Origin of the sequence: Cellulosimicrobium protaetiae (assembly GCF_009708005.2) — a bacterium.
GTDB classification, from domain to species: Bacteria; Actinomycetota; Actinomycetes; order Actinomycetales; family Cellulomonadaceae; genus Cellulosimicrobium; species Cellulosimicrobium protaetiae.
The window spans coordinates 4592163-4608585 of the sequence record NZ_CP052757.1 but is presented as its reverse complement, the minus strand read 5'-3'; the positions used below and the strand labels follow the sequence as shown (position 1 = coordinate 4608585).

Genomic DNA, 16423 nt, shown 5'->3' with positions numbered 1-16423 from the left:
CCGCGGCGGCGTCCGTGCCCTGGGTCCGCGCTGTGGGGGCGGCTGCCGCGGACGCGCCGTGACGCGTCATGCGTCACGCGTCACGCGTCATGCGTCATGCGTCACGCGTCACGCGTCGTGCGTGCGCCGTCGCGGCGGTCGAGCGTCGAGCGCGCCGCCGCGAGCCGTGCGATCGGCACCCGGTACGGCGAGCACGACACGTAGTCGAGGCCGATCTCGTCGAACAGCGCGACGGACGCCGGGTCGCCGCCGTGCTCGCCGCACACCCCGGCGTGCAGGCCCGGCCGCGCGCGGCGCCCGCGCTCGAGCCCGACGTGCACGAGCTCGCCGACCCCGTCCCGGTCGATCGTCGCGAACGGGTTCGTGCCCACGACCCCCGCCTCCAGGTACGCGGTGAGGAACGACCCCTCCGCGTCGTCGCGCGAGATGCCGAGCGTCGTCTGCGTGAGGTCGTTCGTGCCGAACGAGAAGAACTCCGCGTGCTCCGCGATGCGGTCCGCGACGAGCGCCGCGCGCGGCAGCTCGATCATCGTCCCGACGACGTACGGCAGCGGCTCGCCCGCGAGCTCCTCCGCCATCGTCGCGTCGACGACCTCGCGCATCCGCCGCAGCTCCTCGGAGAACCCGACGAGCGGCACCATGATCTCCACGTGCGGGTCGTGCCCGGCCGCGCGCACCGCGAGGGCCGCGCGCGCGATCGCCCGCACCTGCATCGCGGCGATCTGGGGGTGCAGCAGCGCGAGCCGCACGCCGCGCGTGCCGAGCATGGGGTTCGTCTCGCTCAGCCGGCGCACCTGCGCGAGGAGGCGGCGCGCCCGGGCGAGCCGCGCCGTCGTCTCCCCGCCGCCCGCCGCGGCGGCCCAGCCCTCGAAGACGGCGTCCGTCCCGTGCAGCGGTGCGCCGGTGTCGCCGACCTCGTCCTCGAGCCGCTGCACGAGGAGCGACTGCTCGACGAGGTCGGGCAGGAACTCGTGCAAGGGCGGGTCGAGGAGCCGGATCGTCACGGGCAGCCCGGACATCGCGGCGAAGATCTCCTCGAAGTCGGCCTGCTGCATGGGGAGCAGGCGGTCGAGGGCCGCGGCGCGCGCGGCGTCGTCCTCCGCGAGGATCATCTCGCGCACGACGGGGAGCCGGTCGGGCGCCATGAACATGTGCTCCGTGCGGCACAGGCCGATGCCCTCGGCCCCGAGCTCGCGCGCCTTCGCGGCGTCCTCGCCCGTGTCGGCGTTGGCGCGCACGCCGAGCCGCCGTACGTCGTCGGCCCAGCCGAGCACGGCCCGGAAGTCGTCCGTGACCTGGGGCGGCACGAGCGGCAGCGCGCCCGCGTAGACGTCTCCCGTCGTCCCGTCGAGCGTGATCGTGTCGTCCTCGGTGAGCACGTGGTCCCCGACGAGGACGCGGCGCCCCTCGGTGTCGATCCGCAGCGCACCCGCGCCCGCGACGCACGGCTTGCCCATGCCGCGCGCCACGACCGCCGCGTGCGAGGTCATGCCGCCGTGCGCGGTGAGGACGCCCTGCGCGGCGATGACGCCCGCGATGTCGTCGGGGTTCGTCTCCCACCGGACGAGCACGACCGCCTCGCCGGCCTTCCCGCGCTCGGCCGCGGTCTCGGCGTCGAGCACCACGCGGCCGACGGCGGCACCCGGGGACGCGTTGAGCCCGCGCGTGAGCGGGGTCGCGCCGTGGCCGGGGTCGAGCGCCGGGTGCAAGAGCTGGTCGAGCTGCGCCGGGTCCAGGCGTCGCAGTGCGGTGTCCCGGTCGATCACGCCTTCGTCGACGAGCTCGCGCACGACGCGGAGCGCGGCCTGCGCGGTGCGCTTCCCGGTGCGGGTCTGGAGGAGGTAGAGCGTGCCGTCGTCCACGGTGAACTCGATGTCCTGCAGGTCGCCGTAGTGCTGCTCGAGCCGGTCCATCGTCGCGAGCAGCTCGCGGAACGCGTCGGGCAGCACGGTCTCCATCTCGGCGAGGGGCCGGGGCGTGCGGATGCCCGCGACGACGTCCTCGCCCTGTGCGTCGACGAGGAACTCCCCGTAGAGCTCCTTCGCGCCCGTCGACGGGTTGCGCGTGAAGCACACGCCCGTGGCCGACGTCGCGCCCTTGTTGCCGAACACCATCTGCATGACGTTCACCGCGGTGCCGAGGTCGTCGGGGATCCCGTTCGCCTTCCGGTACACCGCCGCGCGGGGGTTTCCCCACGACGCGAACACGGCGTCGACCGACCGCCGGAGCTGCTCGCGCGGGTCCGTCGGCAGGTCCTCGCCCGTGTGCTGCCGCGCGACCGCGCGGAACGTCGCGACGAGCCCGCGCAGGTCGTCCGCGTCCAGGTCCGTGTCCTGCGCGACGCCGCGGCGCGCCTTGAGCGCGTCGAGCTCGTCCGCGAACGCGTGGGCGGGCACGCCCTCGACGACCTCGCCGTACATCTGCACGAACCGTCGGTAGGAGTCCCACGCGAAGCGCGCGTTGCCGGCCTCGGCCGCGAGCCCCTCGACCGAGTCGTCCGAGATCCCCAGGTTGAGGATCGTGTCCATCATCCCGGGCATCGAGAACACCGCGCCCGAGCGCACCGACACGAGCAGCGGGCGCTCGCGCGCGCCGAGCCGGCGTCCCGTGCGCCCCTCCAGCGCGTCGAGGTGCGCGACCACCTCGTCCCACAGCCCGTCCGGCCACGACCCGCCACGCTCCATGGCCGCGACGCACGCCGCCGTCGTCACGGTGAAGCCGTCCGGCACGGGTACGCCGATGCGGCGCATCTCCGCGACCCCCGCGCCCTTGCCGCCCAGCAGGGCACGCATGTCCGCGCGCCCCTCCGCGAGGTCGTAGACGTACCGGTCGCTCATGGCTGCTCCTCGTGGTCGGCGGCGGTGGCCGCGCGGGGTCCTGCCCGACGGCGGTCCGCCGGCAGGGTCTGCGGGGTCACCCGGGCGAGGCCGTCGCCCGGGGGCTGCGTCGCGTCGTCAGGCACCAGGGCCCGACGCCGCGCGGTGACGAGCTCGACGACGCGCCCCGCGGCCTCCTCGAGCGCGAGCGTCGTCGTGTCGAGCACGGGGCAGCCGAGGCGCCGCTGGAGCCGGGCGACCTCGTCGAGCTCGTCGTGGATCCGCGCGAGGTCCGCGTACCCGCCGAGCGCCGTGCCCCCCGTGCCTCGGTGGCTCCCGAGGCCGGCGGCGCCCATCGCGTGCACGCGGCGCTGTCGGATCTCGAGCAGGCGCTCGGGGTCGATCGTCAGGCCCACGACCTTCCAGCGCTCGGCCTCGAAGAGCTCGTGGGGAGGCGCGACACCCGGGACGAGCGGGATGTTGGCGGTGGGGTAGCCGAGGTACCCGAGGTACATCGACAGTGGCGTCTTGCCCGTGCGCGACGCCCCGACGAGCACGACCTGCGCGTCGTCGAGCCCGTCGGTCAGGTGGCCGTCGTCGTTCGCGACGGCGAACTCCATCGCGTGGATGCGGTCGAAGTAGTCGGCGGCGAGGCCGACCGGCTGCACGACGCGCGCGGGCTGCGCGCCCGTGCGCGCGGTGAACGCGTCGAGGGCCGGGGCGAGCAGGTCGGCGCACGGGACGTCGAGCGCGGAGCACGCGTCGAGCACGCGCGTGCGCAGCGCGTCGTCGACGACCGTGCAGAACACGACGGCCGTGGCGGGGTCCGCGCGGAGCTGGGCGACGACGTCGTCCACGCCCTGCGCGGTGTGCAGGCGCGGGTGCCGCACGACCCGGACCGCCTGCCCCGGGAACTGCGCCTGCGTGGCGCGCGCGACACGGGTCCCGGTGTCTCCCGTCGAGTCCGCGACCACGTGGATGTCGATGACGCGCGCCGTCGCCGCCATGAGCCCAGGCTAGGCGGGCCCCGGGCCGGGCTGCATCCGAGAGGCGCCCGACCTCTGCGCGGAGAGCGGTGGACGCGGGGTGGCGCCGTGGGACCACCTCGCTACGGTGGCGCCGGGCGGACGACGTGCGTCCGACAGCAGGGGGGAAGAGCATGCCGGAGACGGTGATCACCATCAGGGCCGAACGGGGTGGGCGGCGCGCCCACCGGTCGGCCGACGCGCCCGCAGGAAGGGTGCTCCAGTTCCACGGCTGTACCGACGGCTGCTGCCCGTCGCCGGACCTCTACGTCGAGGGCGTGGCGGGATCGGTCGTGGCGGACGAGCACGGGTGGCGGTTGGCCAACCGGAGCGCGGTGATGCCGCTGCGCGTCTGGAACCTGGACGACCCCGGCGACCGGCTGCGGCTGCTGCCCGGGTGCGCGACGACGCCCCCGTTCGACCTCGCCGGGATCTCGGGGGCGGCCGGTCACGTCCTCACGGTCCTCGGGCCGGAGCAGGGCGCCGTGGTCGAGGCCCGGTGCGTCGGCCGGGTGCGGGAGTCCTGGGGTCTCGACCCGGGGAGCCGGCGCCACACGGTCATGGCCGCGCTCGTCCAGGACCGGATGCGCGGCGACAGCACCGTCCCGCTGCCCACGGCGCGCGAGATCGGTGCGCGGCTGGGCATCTCGCACCGGACGGTGCAGGAGCACCTGGTCCAGCTCGCCGAGCAGCTCAAGGTGCCTGACCCCGGGCACCGGCGGGCGGGGTGGATCCAGGAGGCGCTCGTCGAGTTCGCCCTCCTGCACCCCTACGTCCCGGCACCGGGTTCGCGGGTTCCCTGGTAGCGCGCCGGGCGAGGTCGGGCCCGTGCCGTACGGGTTGGGTGACCGCCGCGTCACGGGCACCCTGGACGACGTCGTGGCGCCGCGACACCTGTCCAGCACAGTCCAAGCAAGGGGGAGACAGATGTTCGGAAAGCTCCGGAAGCCCGCGGCTGCCGTCGTCCTGGCGATCGCTGCCGTGGCGGGTGGCGCGGGCACCGCGTACGCGACGATCTCGTACGTCGGCGGCGGGACGTGGGACCACGGTGTCAGCGGGGGGATCGTCTGGTCCGACTACCACCACGGCTCCAAGTGCCACGGGTCGTCCGTGCAGGGGACCTACTACGAGAAGGACTACGCCTCGGCCGGTCGGTGGTCGATGGCCGACGCGCCCAGCCGGCCGTTCGTGGCCGACAAGGCGTGGTACGACACGTCGTGCTGACCTGATCGTCCAGCGGGGCGGGGCCCGACGGCCCCGCCCCGCGCTGCTCCGTCTCTGCCGTCAGCCCGTCCGGAATGAGCCCTCATGCTGCCCCGACTCGTCCGCACCGCCTACGTGCTCGGCGTCGTCCTTCCTGCGTTCCTCGCGCTCCAGCTCTTCCTCGCCTTCGACGAGGTCGAGGGAGCGGGTGCCGAGTTCCAGGTCGTGGCGCAGCAGATCAGCACCGACGGGCGGCTGTCGGCGACCGACCTGGCCCCCGTGCTCCAGGAGACGGCGGTGGCGGCGGGCGCCGACATCGGCATGGTGTCGTTCGACATGTCGGACCCGACGCACCACAAGCACGTGTTCGCGATCGCGGGCACGAGCGACGGCGAGGTGGCGAGACGGCTGGCCGACGGCTATCGCCACTTCTCGCCGCAGATCGAGGAGGAGTACCGCCCGTTCGCCGACATCGGCGACGTGGATCCGCGGGGGTACTACGTCGTCTGGGGCGACCGTGCCGATGCGGAGGCCTTCCTCGCCGCGATGGGGAGCCTGGGGATCACCGGGGAGGTCGCGCCGTACCCGGGGCGCGTCGGTGACCTCGTGACGGACGGTGCCGCGTTCCTGGGCCCCGTGACGGGTACCGCGGCGGCCGTCTCGCTCCTGGCCCTGGTGGTCATGGTCGGCGGCGGCGTCGTGATGAGCGCCGAGTCGTACGGCGTGCAGCGGCTCCAGGGTCGGTCCTTCGGTGTCGCGCTGCGACGCGACCTGACGGAGGCGGGCAGGTTGGTCGCGCTGAGCGCGGCGGTGACGGCACTCGTCGGTGGCGCGGTGCTGTGGTTCTTCAACCGGGGAGCGCGGGCGGGGGAGCTGCTCGTGGTGGTCCTGGCCGTCGTCGCGGTCTTTCTCGGCGTGATCGTCGTGGCGCACCTGGGCGCGGCCGGGCTCGCGTTCAGGGTACCGGTCCTGGCCGCGGTCAAGGGGCAGTTCTCCGCGGGCTGGGCCCTGGGCGGCATCCTCGGGATCCGGGTCGTCGGCGTCCTGCTGGCGGCAGGCGTCGCGTTCACGACCGTGCAGTCGGCGATGCAGGTGGCCGACAGGTCGGCCGAGCAGGAACGGTGGGCGACGGCAGCCGACGCCGTGTACGTCCGGCTGTCGGGGCAGATGGGCGGTGACGACCCGGAGCTGGAGAGCCGGTACGGAGCGATGGCGCACGCTGCCGTGGACGACGGTGACGCGGTCCTGGTCGACGACGTCACGGCCGACGTCTCGACGACCGGTACGCCGGGCCGCGGCGCGCCGCGCCAGACGCGGTCGTTGCCGTGCCCGGTGCTGCTCGTCAGCGACACCTACCTCGACCGGCAGCGGGTCCTGGACGGTTCGGGAGCTCGCGTGACCGACGTCGCCGACGACGCCGTGACCGTCCTCGCTCCGCCGGGCTGCGAGGAGTCCGCCCGCGAGGGGGCGGCGTACGCGACCCTGGGCGGTGACCCGGACTCGAACCGCTTGGTCTCCAGGGAGATGGCCGCGGACCAGGACCAGTTCGTCTACGGCACGCTGGACGACGTGCGCGGCGCGGCACTGCTGCACGACGCCGTGCTGGTCGTCCTTCCGTCGGGGACGGACGTGCTGCCGGAGCCGTTCTGGGGCGGCTACCTCACGACGGGCAACATCGTGTTCGACGACGCCGCGACCGCCGAACGGTACGTCGCGGAGCACGAGGTCGGCTCGATCGTCAACGGGATCTGGTCAGCCAGGCAGCACTCCGCCGCGCAGTACGCCGAGGTGGTGAAGGACCTCCGGATCTCGCTGCTGAGCCTGGCGGTGGCCGTCGTGGTGATGGTCGTGACGGCCGTCAGCGTGAGCGCGGTCCATGTCCGTCGGTCGGCCCAGCTCGTCTACGTCCGGTACATCACGGGGTGGCCGGCCTGGTACTCCCACCGTCTCGTCCTGCTGCTCGAGCTCTTCCTTGCCGCGCTGGTGATCGGTGCCGGCGCGGTGCTGGGTCAGCAGGCCGCGAGGCTGCAGGCAGCGGTGTTCGCCGGGCAGGCGGCGCAGTGGCGCCTGGGTATCGCGGTCGCCGTCGCGGCCCTTGCCGTCTGTTCGGTGGTCCTCGGTCTTCGCCGCGCGACCACCCGGTTGATCGCCTCCCGGTCCGCCGACTCCTGACCTGACCCGTTCGCCGGCGCCCGGCGCCGTCGGACGCCAACGAGAAGAGGTACCCGCCATGTCGTCCGTCGTCGTCGAGGGCGTCACCAAGTCCTTCGGCAGCCGCGTGCTCTTCGCCGACCGTTCCTTCGTGGTCGAGCCGGGGCAGATGACCGCGCTCACCGGGCCGTCGGGCTCGGGGAAGTCGACCCTGCTCAACTGCGTGGGCCTCCTCGAGAAGGTCTCCGCGGGGTCGATCACGGTGGACGGCCGGGACATCACCCGCCTCCGGCCCGCCGGCGCACGCCGCTTCCGCCGTGACACGCTCGGCTACCTCTTCCAGAACTACGCCCTGGTGGAGAACGCGTCCGTCCGGGCGAACCTCCAGATCGCGCGGGCGCCCGGTCACCGGGGTGGGCCGGGGCTCGGTCTCGACGAGGCCCTGAAGCGGGTCGGCCTCGACGGCATGGAGCAGGTGCCCGTGTACCAGCTCTCCGGCGGCGAGCAGCAGCGGGTGGCGCTGGCGCGACTGCTCGTGAAGGCGCCGACGGTCGTCCTCGCCGACGAGCCGACCGGCGCGCTCGACCAGGTCAACGCGGACATGGTGCTGGACGCCCTGCGCGACCTCGCGGCCGGGGGAGCGGCGGTCCTCGTCGCGACGCACTCCCGCCACGTGGTCGACGCGTGCTCCGACGAGGTGAGGATCGGCTGATGCTCCGACGTGCGCGGGTCCCGACGGGAGGGGCGATCTCCACGTCTCGAGGCCCGCTGGGTGTGGGGCACAGCGGACGGGTCTAGGGTGACCGGCATGTCCGACGCGACGCCGCCGCGCGCGCCCTCCCCGTCCGCGGGAGAGGCGCAGCGCATCCACGTCACGCTCTCGACGGCCAGCGTCTACCCGCGCAAGGCCCCGTACGCCTTCGAGGCGGCGGCCGACCTCGGGTACGACGGCGTCGAGGTCATGGTGTGGTCCGACGAGACGACCCAGGACGCCACGGCGCTCCGGCGGCTCTCCGCCGAGCACGACGTCCCGATCCGCAGCATCCACGCACCGACGCTGCTGGTGAGCCAGCGCGTGTGGGGGCGCTCGCCCGGCCCCAAGCTCCGGCGCACCGTCGAGCTCGCTCAGGAGGTCGGGGCGAGCACCGTCGTCGTGCACCCGCCGTTCCGGTGGCAGTACCGGTACGCGCGCGAGTTCGAGGACCTCGTCGGCGAGCTCGACGAGACCGAGGGCGTGACCATCGCGGTGGAGAACATGTACCCGTGGCGCAGCCGCAAGCGCGAGATGCAGGCGTACCTGCCGGGCTGGGACCCGTCCGAGCACGGGTACGAGCACGTGACGCTCGACCTCTCGCACGCCGCGGTCGCGCAGCAGGACGCGCTCGCGCTGCTCGACGTGTTCGACGGGCGCCTCGCGCACGTGCACCTCGCGGACGGGTCGTCGTCGATCACGGACGAGCACCTCGTCCCGGGGCGCGGCGACCAGCCGTGCGACCAGGTCCTCGCGGAGCTCGTGCGGCGCGGGTGGACGGGGGACGTCGTCGTGGAGATCTCGACGCGTCGCGCCCGGACCGCGGCCGAGCGGCGCGAGGACCTCGCCGCGTCGCTGTTCTTCGCGCGCACCTACCTCACACCCGGTCCGCACCCGGGCTACGTGCCGCCTCCCGGGCACCCGCACCGGCACGCCGACGCCTGGGGCGAGGAGGACGCACGGGACGGCGCGGCGGACGTGGGCGCGGACGACGCCGAGGAAGCTGCGGGGACGGCCTGACGCCTCGGGGTCAGAACTGCAACGACCCGAGGATCCCGCGCAGCGTCTCGAGCCCCGCCTCGTCGCCGGGGAGCGTGATCGAGAGCAGGACGTCCGGGCCGCCGTGCTCGCCGTGGAGCTGGACGTCCGCGCTCAGGGCGGGGACGGCGTCGACCGCCCAGTGCGGGCCCTGGCTCGCCAGCACCTGGGCGAAGTCGGCTCCCGGAACGACGACGGTCTGCGGGTGGAACTGGTCCGCCGCGGTGCTGAACGAGCTCGTGCCCGTCCCGCCGACCTGGACGAACATGTTCCAGCGCACGTCGGACGGCGCGCCGTCGACCGGCGGGCCGGACCACTCGACCCCGGGTCCGAAGTTGCCCTCGACGTCACGGGACGTCCACCCCGGCGGGACGGCGTAGCTGAGGTTCTCGGTGGAGGCGGGCTGCCACCCCGCCGGAGCTCCGGGGACGACGACCCCGACCTCGGGATACGTGTACGTCGGGCTGAACCACTCCGGCGCTCCGTCGGGCTCGAACCACAGGTTGCCCAGGAAGGCGCGTGCGAGCTCGTCGCCCACCTCGTCGTCGGTGAACTCGAGGACGACCGTCCACCCCGTGCCGGTGGCCGCGTACCGGACGCGCGCCTCCCAGCGGGCGAGGCCCGGGTCGTCGGACGGGCCGCGCGTCACCGCGACGAAGTCCGCGCCGGGGATCTCGACCGTCCATGCCCCGGAGTCCCTGGCCGGGGCGGCCCACGATGCGGCGCCGGGGTCGACGTCGATCGTCAGGACGGCCCCGGAGTCGTTCATGGGTGGCGGGACCGCGTCCGCGGGGATCTCCGACCCCGGGATGTTCCAGTACTTCGGGGCGTCCCACGTGACCGACGACGGCCCGCCGAACGCCTCGCCGTCGACCTCCCACCCCCCGGGCGGCAGCGTGTACGTGAGACCGCCCTGCATCGTGTAGTCCGAGTGGTGCGTCTCGGCGACGCCGTGCTCGACGCCCGGCAGCTCCGGGAGCTCGCCGTCGCCGACCGGCAGGTAGCGCAGGGGCTGCTCGGGCTGCTCCGGCGTCGCGTCGGGCACCGGGTCCGCCGTCGGCTCCACCGGTGCGGCGGTCTGCGCCGGCGGCACGGTCAGGGCGAGGTCGGACCCGCGGGGCAGCATCCCGGGCAACAACGCCACGGCGGCGACCAGGACGCCGACGACGGCGGTCGACCCGCCCGCCGCGAGGGTGGTCCGGCGGACGCGCACGCGCCGCACCGCGCGGTGCGCGAGGGCGTCGGGGTCCAGCGTCGACGGCACCTCGACCGCGTCCTGCGCCGCGCGCACGCGGGCGACGACCTCGGTCTCCTCGACCGCCGAGGGCTCGGGCGTCGTGCTCATCGCTGTCTCTCCGTTCCGTTCTCGGGGGCCACGAGGGTGCGCAGGCGGGCCAGCGCCCGGGACCCGGTGGACTTGACCGTGCCGACGGCGATGCCGAGCTCCGCGGCGGTCTCGGCCTCCGACCGGTCGAGCACGTAGCGCAGGAGGACGACCCGCCGCTGCTTGACTGGCAGGGCGAGCAGGGCGCGCACGATCCGGTCGCGGTCGTCGACCCCGGACGGGTCGGTCGTGCCCCGGCGCTCGAGTCCCGCCAGCGTCTCGTGCTCGACGGAGACCTCCCGTCGCGTCCGCCGCCATGTGTCGATGCGCGCCGTGGCGACGACGCGCCGCGCGTAGGCGAACGGCTCGCCGTCCCCGACCCGCGACCACGCGCGGAACGTCCGTTCGAGCGCGAGCTGGACGAGGTCGTGCGCGCGGTGCGCGTCGCCGCACAGCAGGTACGCGAAGCGGTAGAGGTCCGCGGAGCTCGCGCGCGCGAACTCGGTGAAGCGCTCCTCGGCGGACTGCCCCACGCGCACGACCCGCACGTGGGGCGCGTCCGCCCGGTCGATCGCGACGTCGGTCATGCCCGACCGCCCCCCTGCTGCGTTCGGCACTCCGGCCGACGTCGGTTCCTCACGAGTGCTAGACGCAGCGGAGGGCGGCAGGGGTTCCATGTTTCTTTCCGGGGTCCGGAGGGATCGCCCAGGATCGCACGGACGGGGTGCCCCGCCGCTCGTCGGCCGCAGGGTGTGGCAGCGCTGACGTAGGCTCAGCGACCGTGGCCCGCGTCAACGGTCTTCTCGCCGACACGACGCCGTTGCGCGTCTCCCCGCCGTTCCGCCGCCTGTGGTGGGGGCTCGGGATCTCGAACCTCGGCTCGCAGCTCACCGTCGTCGCCGTCGGCCTCCAGGTCTACGCGCTCACGGGCTCGTCGCTCGCCGTCGGCGTGCTCGGGATCTGCGCGCTCGTGCCGCTCGTCGTGCTCGGGCTCTACGGCGGCGCGCTCGTCGACGCGTACGACCGGCGCAAGGTCGCCCTCGCGGCCTCGACGGCGCTGTGGGTCGTCACCGCGCTCCTCGCGCTCCAGGCGTGGTTCCACCTGGACTCCGTCGGGGTGCTCTACGGTCTCGTCGCGCTGCAGTCGGCGGCGTTCGCGATCAACAACCCCGCGCGCACGGCGATCATCCCGCGCCTCGTCGAACCCCGGCTCCTGCCCGCAGCCAACGCGCTCCAGACGATCGCGTGGAACGTCGCGCTCACCGTCGGCCCGCTGGGCGGCGCGTTCCTCGTCGCGCTGTGGGGCTACCAGGTCGCGTACACGATCGACGCCGTGCTCTTCACCGCGGCCCTGTGGGCGGTGTGGCGGCTCCCGGACATCCCGCCCCTGACCGCCGACGACGCGCCCCGGCCCGCCCCGGCCGGTCGCCGCCGTCGGGGCGTGGGGTGGCGTTCCGTCGTCGACGGCCTGCGGTACCTCGCGACGCAGCCCAACGTCCGCACGACGTTCCTCGTCGACCTCGCCGCCATGGTGCTCGCGTCGCCGCGCGTCCTCCTGCCCGCCGCGGGCGTCGTGTTCCTCGGGGGCGGGGAGGCGACCACGGGCGTCCTCACCGCCGCGTTCGCGGTGGGGGCCGTCCTCGCGGGGGTGTTCTCCGGCGGGCTGTCGCGCGTGCGCTGGCAGGGCCGCGTCATCGTCTGGGCGGTCACGGCGTACGGGGTGTCGATCGTGCTGTTCGGCCTCGTGCTCGTCGGGGTCGGGGCGACCACCCCGACGACCGTCCTCGTAGGCGGCGTGATCGCGGCGAGCGTCGCCCTGGCGCTCGCGGGCGCGTCCGACGCGGTGAGCGCCGTGTTCCGCCAGACCATCCTCCAGACCGCGACGCCCGACGACATGCGCGGCCGCCTCCAGGGCGTGTTCATCGTCGTCGTCGCGGGCGGGCCGCGCCTCGGCGAGCTCGTGCTCGGCGCCCAGGCGACGTGGGTCGGCGAGGCCTGGGCCGCCGTCGCGGGCGGCGTGGCGTGCGTCGTCGTGCTGTGGCTGGTGATCCGGTCGCAGCGCCGGTTCTGGCGCTACGACGCCCTCCACCCCGAACCCTGACGGCCGCCCGCCGTCTCGGCGGGGGCGGGTGCCTGGAGGCGCTCGATGCGGTCCTGGCCCCAGTCGCCCAGCGCGCCGAGCGCCGTGTTGAGCGCGCTGCCGTGCTCGGTGAGCGAGTACTCGACGCGCGGCGGCACCTCGGGGAACACCTCGCGCACCAGCAGGCCGTCCGCCTCCATCTCGCGGAGCTGCTGCGCGAGCACCTTGTCGCTCACCCCCGGCAGGCCGCGCCTCATCTCGGCGTACCGGCGCACGCCGTGCTCCTCGAGCTCCCAGAGGATCAGCGCCTTCCACTTGCCGCTCACGACGTCCATCGCGGCGTCGAGACCACACACGTACGGGCCCTGGCGGGGTGACGGCGGAGGGGTCGTGCGCGTCCCGCCGGCACGGACGGCGGTCGTGGGGGAGGTCGTGGTCATCGTCGGCTCCTTCGTCTCCGGTCCGGTGACCGCCGTGACCTGCACGCTCACCCTGAGGTAAGAACCCCACCTCGAAGTGCGTTCTTCCCGGGCGGTCCCGCGCCCGTGAGGCTGGTGCCGAGGCGGTCCGCGACGTCGGGCCGCCGGAGCGACCGACACCCACCTGGAGGACCCGTGCCCGAACCCGCCGACCTGCCCGTGACCGTGCTGGGGCTCGGCGCGATGGGAACCGCGCTCGCCGCGGCGACCGTCGTCGCCGGGCACCCGACCACGGTCTGGAACCGCACGCCCGGCCGCGCCGGGGCGCTCGTCGCGGGCGGCGCCCGCGAGGCCGTGTCGGTGCGCGACGCCGTCACCGCGTCGCCGCTCGTCGTCGCGGTCCTGCTCGACCACGCGTCGGTGCACCAGACGCTGGATCCCGTCGCCGACGCGCTCGCCGGCCGGACGCTCGTCAACCTCGTGACGACGACGCCCGAGGAGTCGCGCGAGCTTGCCGCCTGGGCGGGCTCCCACGGGGTGACCTACCTGGACGGCGGCATCATGGCCGTCCCCGGGATGATCGGCGGGCCGGGGGCCGAGGTCCTGTACAGCGGGTCGCGCGCCGCGTTCGACGCCGCCCGTCCCGTGCTCGACACGTGGGGCGAGAGCACGTGGTTCGGTGAGGACCCCGGCCTCGCGCCGCTCTACGACCTCGCGCTGCTCGCAGGCATGTACGCGATGTTCGCGGGCTTCTTCCACGGAGTCGCGATGGTCGGCACGGCGGGGGTGAGCGCGGGCGACTTCGCGCGTCGCGCGGCGCCCTGGCTCGCCGCGATGACGGCGGAGCTCGCGGACTACGCCGACGTGATCGACCGTCGCGACTACGACGCCCCCGGCCAGCAGAGCCTCGAGTTCTCCGACCTCTCCGACATGGTCCGGGCGAGCGAGGAGGCCGGGCTCGCGCCGGGCGTCGTCGCGGCGGTCCAGACGCTGATCCGCCGTCAGGTCGAGGCGGGCCACGGGCGCGACGGGTTCGCGCGCGTCGTCGAGAGCATCCGGACCCCCGAGCCCGCCCCCGCCCACCCCGTCACCGCAGGAGGAACCCGATGAGCACCCCCACCCCCGTCACCCTGGTCGGCCTGGGCCCGATGGGCCAGGCCATGGTCCGCACGCTGCTCGCCGCGGGCCACCCCGTGACGGTGTGGAACCGCACGCCGTCGCGCGCCGACGCGCTCGTGGCCGAGGGCGCGGTCCTCGCCGCGACGCCGGCCGCGGCGGTGGCGGCGAGCGACCTCGTCGTGCTGAGCCTGACGGACTACGCGGCGATGTACGACGTCCTCGGCCCGGCCGTGGCCGCGTTGCGGGGCCGCACCGTCGTCAACCTGAGCTCCGACACCCCCGGGACGACGCGCGCCGCGGCCCGGTGGGTGGCCGAGCGCGGCGCGACGCTCGTCACGGGTGGCGTCATGACGCCCGCACCGGGCGTCGGGACCGCCGACGCGTACGTGTACTACAGCGGCCCGGAGGCCGCCTTCCGGGAGCACGAGGCCACGCTCGCGCTGCTGGGGGCGCCCCGCTACCTCGGCGAGGACCCGGGCCTCGCGCAGCTCCTGTACCAGGCGCAGCTCGACGTGTTCCTCACCGCGCTGTCGGGCGTCGCGCACGCGGCCGCGCTCGCGCAGGCGGCAGGGGTCCCGCCCACGCGGTTCGTCCCGGAGGCGCTGGCCACGCTCGCCTCGACACCCGCCATGATCGACGACGGAACGGCGCCGGGCACGGAGTTCGAGACCGGCGAGCACCCCGGCCACCTCAGCACCGCGACGATGATGGGCGCGACGGCGGCGCACATCCTCGGGGCGAGCGAGGAGCTCGGCGTCGACACGGGGCTCCCGCGCGCGATCCTGTCGCACTACGAGCGGGCGCTCGCGGCCGGGCACGGACGGGACAACTGGTCCGCGATCTTCGAGGTGATCAAGGCGCGCACGCCGGCGGTGGAGGGCGTCGGTGGCGCGTCCTAGGCTCGAAGCGTGCCCCCGAGGAAGCCGACGACCGAGCCGCCCGTGATCGACCCCGTCGTGCTGGACGACCTGCAGCGCGGCGACGCGTACGACCTCGAGGCGGAGGCCGACCTCGAGGGGTTCGAGCTCGTCGACCTCCGCCTCGACCGCCTCGACCTGCACGGCGCGAGCGTGTTCTCCACGCGGCTCGACCAGGTGCGCGCCGACGAGGCCGACCTCGGGGCGGTGACGCTCACGGAGGTGGTGCTCGACCGTCTGGACGTGCCCGTGATGCGCGGCACGCGCGGGCGGTGGCGCGAGGTCGAGGTGCACGGTGCACGCCTCGGGTCGGCAGAGCTCTACGAGTCGTCGTGGGCCGGGGTCCGGTTCGTCGGCTGCAAGCTCGGGTTCGTCAACCTGCGGGGCGCGACCCTGCGCGACGTGATGTTCACCGACTGCACGATCGACGAGCTCGACCTCGTCGCGGCGGACGCGCTGCGCGTGGCGTTCGAGGGCACGCGCGTGCGCCGGCTCGACGTGCAGGCGTCCACGCTGGCGCACGTCGACCTGCGGGGCGCGGAGATCGACGAGCTGAGCGGCATCGAGTCGCTGCGGGGCTCGACGATCGACTCGACCCAGCTCGCGCGCCTCGCCGAGACGTTCGCGCACAGCCTGGGCATCACGGTCACCGACTGACCGGGGGATAGGGTGCGCGACGTGACCGATGCGACGCACCCGTCCACCGCGCTGCCCGACCCCGCCGGGACCGAGGTCCTCGTCGCCGGACCGGCGTCGTGGAACCTCCTCGTCCAGCTTGACGAGCTGCCCGCGCCCACGCCGCACACCGTGTTCGCCCGGTCGCACCGCCACACGGTCGGGGGGACGTCGGCGGGCAAGGCGCTCAACCTCGCGCGGCTCGGCCGGTCGGTGCTGCTGCGCACCGTGCTCGGGGCGGACGACGACGGCGCGCGCGTCCGGTCCGTGCTCGAGGGCGCGGGCGTCCGGGTGCTCGCGGAGCCCTCGCCCGACGGGCGCACCGAGAGCCACCTCAACCTCATGGACGACGACGGCGGGCGTGTCTCGGTCTACCTGCGTGCGCCGGGCGACGTCCCCGCGGACGGCGCGGCGTGGGATACCGCGGTCGCGGCGCTCGACGCCTCGCGCGCCGTCGTCGTCGACCTCGCGGTCCCCGCGCTGCCGGTGCTCGACCTCGCGGTGTCGCGCGGCCGCGACGTCTGGGTCGACCTCCACGACTACGACGGCGAGTCCGCGTTCCACCGGCCGTGGGTGGACGCGGGGACGCACGTCTTCCTCAGCGCGGACCGGCTCGAGGACTGGCGCGGCTTCATGATCGCGCGGGTCGACGCGGGCGCGCGGCTCGTGGTGTGCACGCACGGGTCGCGCGGCGCCGTCGCGCTCACGGCCGAGGACGGCTTCGTCGAGGTGCCCGCGCACCGCGTGCCGCACGTCGTCGACACGAACGGTGCCGGCGACGGGTTCTTCGCGGGCTTCCTCGACGCCCACCTGCGGGGGGCGGGCGTCGAGGAGGCGATGACGGCGGGGGCTCTGCACGCCGCACGCGTCGTGCAGAGCCCCGGCCTCGCCCCGGCCTGATCCTG

At 74.7% G+C, this 16423-nt stretch carries 15 protein-coding genes; 10 read left to right on the top strand and 5 right to left on the bottom strand.

The features are described 5' to 3' along the window. Window positions 1-101 precede the first annotated feature (101 nt). Both ppdK and FIC82_RS19825 read right to left on the bottom strand, forming a co-directional pair. A complete protein-coding gene (gene ppdK, locus FIC82_RS19830) occupies window positions 102-2837 on the bottom strand; it encodes a pyruvate, phosphate dikinase (RefSeq protein WP_154799628.1) in 2736 nt (911 codons plus the stop codon). Further along, window positions 2834-3823: a pyruvate, water dikinase regulatory protein gene (locus FIC82_RS19825; RefSeq protein WP_154799627.1), complete on the bottom strand. Its 990-nt coding sequence runs from the start codon at window positions 3821-3823 to the stop codon at window positions 2834-2836. Before FIC82_RS19825 ends, ppdK begins: the two co-directional genes overlap by 4 nt. Before the next feature lie 152 nt (window positions 3824-3975). On the opposite strand from FIC82_RS19825, the gene FIC82_RS19820 reads away from it, so the two are divergent. The 5 genes from FIC82_RS19820 to FIC82_RS19800 all read left to right on the top strand — a co-directional run bounded on the left by FIC82_RS19820 (window position 3976) and on the right by FIC82_RS19800 (window position 8966). Continuing rightward, the gene (locus FIC82_RS19820) at window positions 3976-4647 is read left to right on the top strand and encodes a helix-turn-helix domain-containing protein (RefSeq protein WP_154799626.1); all 672 of its coding nucleotides are present in this window, start codon (window positions 3976-3978) and stop codon (window positions 4645-4647) included. A 121-nt stretch (window positions 4648-4768) separates the two neighbouring features. Beyond that, window positions 4769-5065, top strand: a complete 297-nt coding sequence (locus tag FIC82_RS19815; protein ID WP_154799625.1) for a lactococcin 972 family bacteriocin — start codon at window positions 4769-4771, stop codon at window positions 5063-5065. An 84-nt stretch (window positions 5066-5149) separates the two neighbouring features. Further along, complete coding sequence (locus FIC82_RS19810; RefSeq protein ID WP_154799624.1) at window positions 5150-7216, top strand: bacteriocin-associated integral membrane family protein; 2067 nt, start codon at window positions 5150-5152, stop codon at window positions 7214-7216. Window positions 7217-7274: 58 nt separating this feature from the next. Further along, window positions 7275-7907, top strand: coding sequence for an ATP-binding cassette domain-containing protein (locus FIC82_RS19805; protein ID WP_154799623.1), 633 nt, complete (start codon window positions 7275-7277; stop codon window positions 7905-7907). Between the two features lie 96 nt (window positions 7908-8003). Then, window positions 8004-8966, top strand: a complete 963-nt coding sequence (locus tag FIC82_RS19800; protein WP_154799622.1) for a sugar phosphate isomerase/epimerase family protein — start codon at window positions 8004-8006, stop codon at window positions 8964-8966. Between the two features lie 10 nt (window positions 8967-8976). Here FIC82_RS19800 and FIC82_RS19795 read toward each other — a convergent pair whose 3' ends face one another. After that, window positions 8977-10329 carry a hypothetical protein gene (locus FIC82_RS19795; protein ID WP_154799621.1) on the bottom strand — a complete coding sequence of 451 codons (1353 nt, stop codon included), beginning with the start codon at window positions 10327-10329 and terminating at the stop codon, window positions 8977-8979. After that, on the bottom strand, window positions 10326-10895 hold the full coding sequence (locus tag FIC82_RS19790) for a SigE family RNA polymerase sigma factor (protein WP_154799620.1): 570 nt from the start codon (window positions 10893-10895) through the stop codon (window positions 10326-10328). Before FIC82_RS19790 ends, FIC82_RS19795 begins: the two co-directional genes overlap by 4 nt. A 194-nt stretch (window positions 10896-11089) precedes the next feature. Here FIC82_RS19790 and FIC82_RS19785 point away from each other — a divergent pair, with 194 nt between their 5' ends. Next, window positions 11090-12409 (top strand): MFS transporter, encoded by a 1320-nt coding sequence (locus tag FIC82_RS19785; protein ID WP_168732153.1) that lies wholly within the window; start codon window positions 11090-11092, stop codon window positions 12407-12409. On the opposite strand, the gene FIC82_RS19780 is transcribed toward FIC82_RS19785, so the two are convergent. Next, on the bottom strand, window positions 12382-12828 hold the full coding sequence (locus FIC82_RS19780; protein WP_154799619.1) for a winged helix-turn-helix transcriptional regulator: 447 nt from the start codon (window positions 12826-12828) through the stop codon (window positions 12382-12384). The two genes, FIC82_RS19785 and FIC82_RS19780, sit on opposite strands and share 28 nt — an antisense overlap. Before the next feature lie 174 nt (window positions 12829-13002). Here FIC82_RS19780 and FIC82_RS19775 point away from each other — a divergent pair, with 174 nt between their 5' ends. Genes FIC82_RS19775 through FIC82_RS19760 form a run of 4 tightly spaced genes read left to right on the top strand, consistent with a single transcriptional unit; the run spans window position 13003 to window position 16418 of the window. Next, on the top strand, window positions 13003-13917 hold the full coding sequence (locus tag FIC82_RS19775; RefSeq protein WP_168732152.1) for an NAD(P)-dependent oxidoreductase: 915 nt from the start codon (window positions 13003-13005) through the stop codon (window positions 13915-13917). Beyond that, the gene (locus FIC82_RS19770; protein WP_154799618.1) at window positions 13914-14825 is read left to right on the top strand and encodes an NAD(P)-dependent oxidoreductase; all 912 of its coding nucleotides are present in this window, start codon (window positions 13914-13916) and stop codon (window positions 14823-14825) included. The genes FIC82_RS19775 and FIC82_RS19770 overlap by 4 nt, the downstream gene beginning before the upstream one ends. Window positions 14826-14834: 9 nt before the next feature. After that, the gene (locus FIC82_RS19765; protein WP_154799617.1) at window positions 14835-15500 is read left to right on the top strand and encodes a pentapeptide repeat-containing protein; all 666 of its coding nucleotides are present in this window, start codon (window positions 14835-14837) and stop codon (window positions 15498-15500) included. A gap of 21 nt (window positions 15501-15521) precedes the next feature. Then, complete coding sequence (locus FIC82_RS19760; RefSeq protein ID WP_253691298.1) at window positions 15522-16418, top strand: carbohydrate kinase family protein; 897 nt, start codon at window positions 15522-15524, stop codon at window positions 16416-16418. The last annotated feature ends 5 nt before the right edge of the window (window positions 16419-16423 follow it).

Bases quoted from the DNA above. Each gene is read 5' to 3' on its own strand.
- FIC82_RS19805 (WP_154799623.1), top strand. From the start codon at position 7,275: ATGTCGTCCGTCGTCGTCGAGGGCGTCACCAAGTCCTTCGGCAGCCGC.
- FIC82_RS19810 (WP_154799624.1), top strand. From the start codon at position 5,150: ATGCTGCCCCGACTCGTCCGCACCGCCTACGTGCTCGGCGTCGTCCTT.
- FIC82_RS19790 (WP_154799620.1), bottom strand. From the start codon at position 10,895: ATGACCGACGTCGCGATCGACCGGGCGGACGCGCCCCACGTGCGGGTC.
- FIC82_RS19825 (WP_154799627.1), bottom strand. From the start codon at position 3,823: ATGGCGGCGACGGCGCGCGTCATCGACATCCACGTGGTCGCGGACTCG.
- FIC82_RS19800 (WP_154799622.1), top strand. From the start codon at position 8,004: ATGTCCGACGCGACGCCGCCGCGCGCGCCCTCCCCGTCCGCGGGAGAG.
- FIC82_RS19815 (WP_154799625.1), top strand. From the start codon at position 4,769: ATGTTCGGAAAGCTCCGGAAGCCCGCGGCTGCCGTCGTCCTGGCGATC.
- FIC82_RS19795 (WP_154799621.1), bottom strand. From the start codon at position 10,329: ATGAGCACGACGCCCGAGCCCTCGGCGGTCGAGGAGACCGAGGTCGTC.
- FIC82_RS19770 (WP_154799618.1), top strand. From the start codon at position 13,914: ATGAGCACCCCCACCCCCGTCACCCTGGTCGGCCTGGGCCCGATGGGC.
- FIC82_RS19820 (WP_154799626.1), top strand. From the start codon at position 3,976: ATGCCGGAGACGGTGATCACCATCAGGGCCGAACGGGGTGGGCGGCGC.
- FIC82_RS19780 (WP_154799619.1), bottom strand. From the start codon at position 12,828: ATGACCACGACCTCCCCCACGACCGCCGTCCGTGCCGGCGGGACGCGC.
- ppdK (WP_154799628.1), bottom strand. From the start codon at position 2,837: ATGAGCGACCGGTACGTCTACGACCTCGCGGAGGGGCGCGCGGACATG.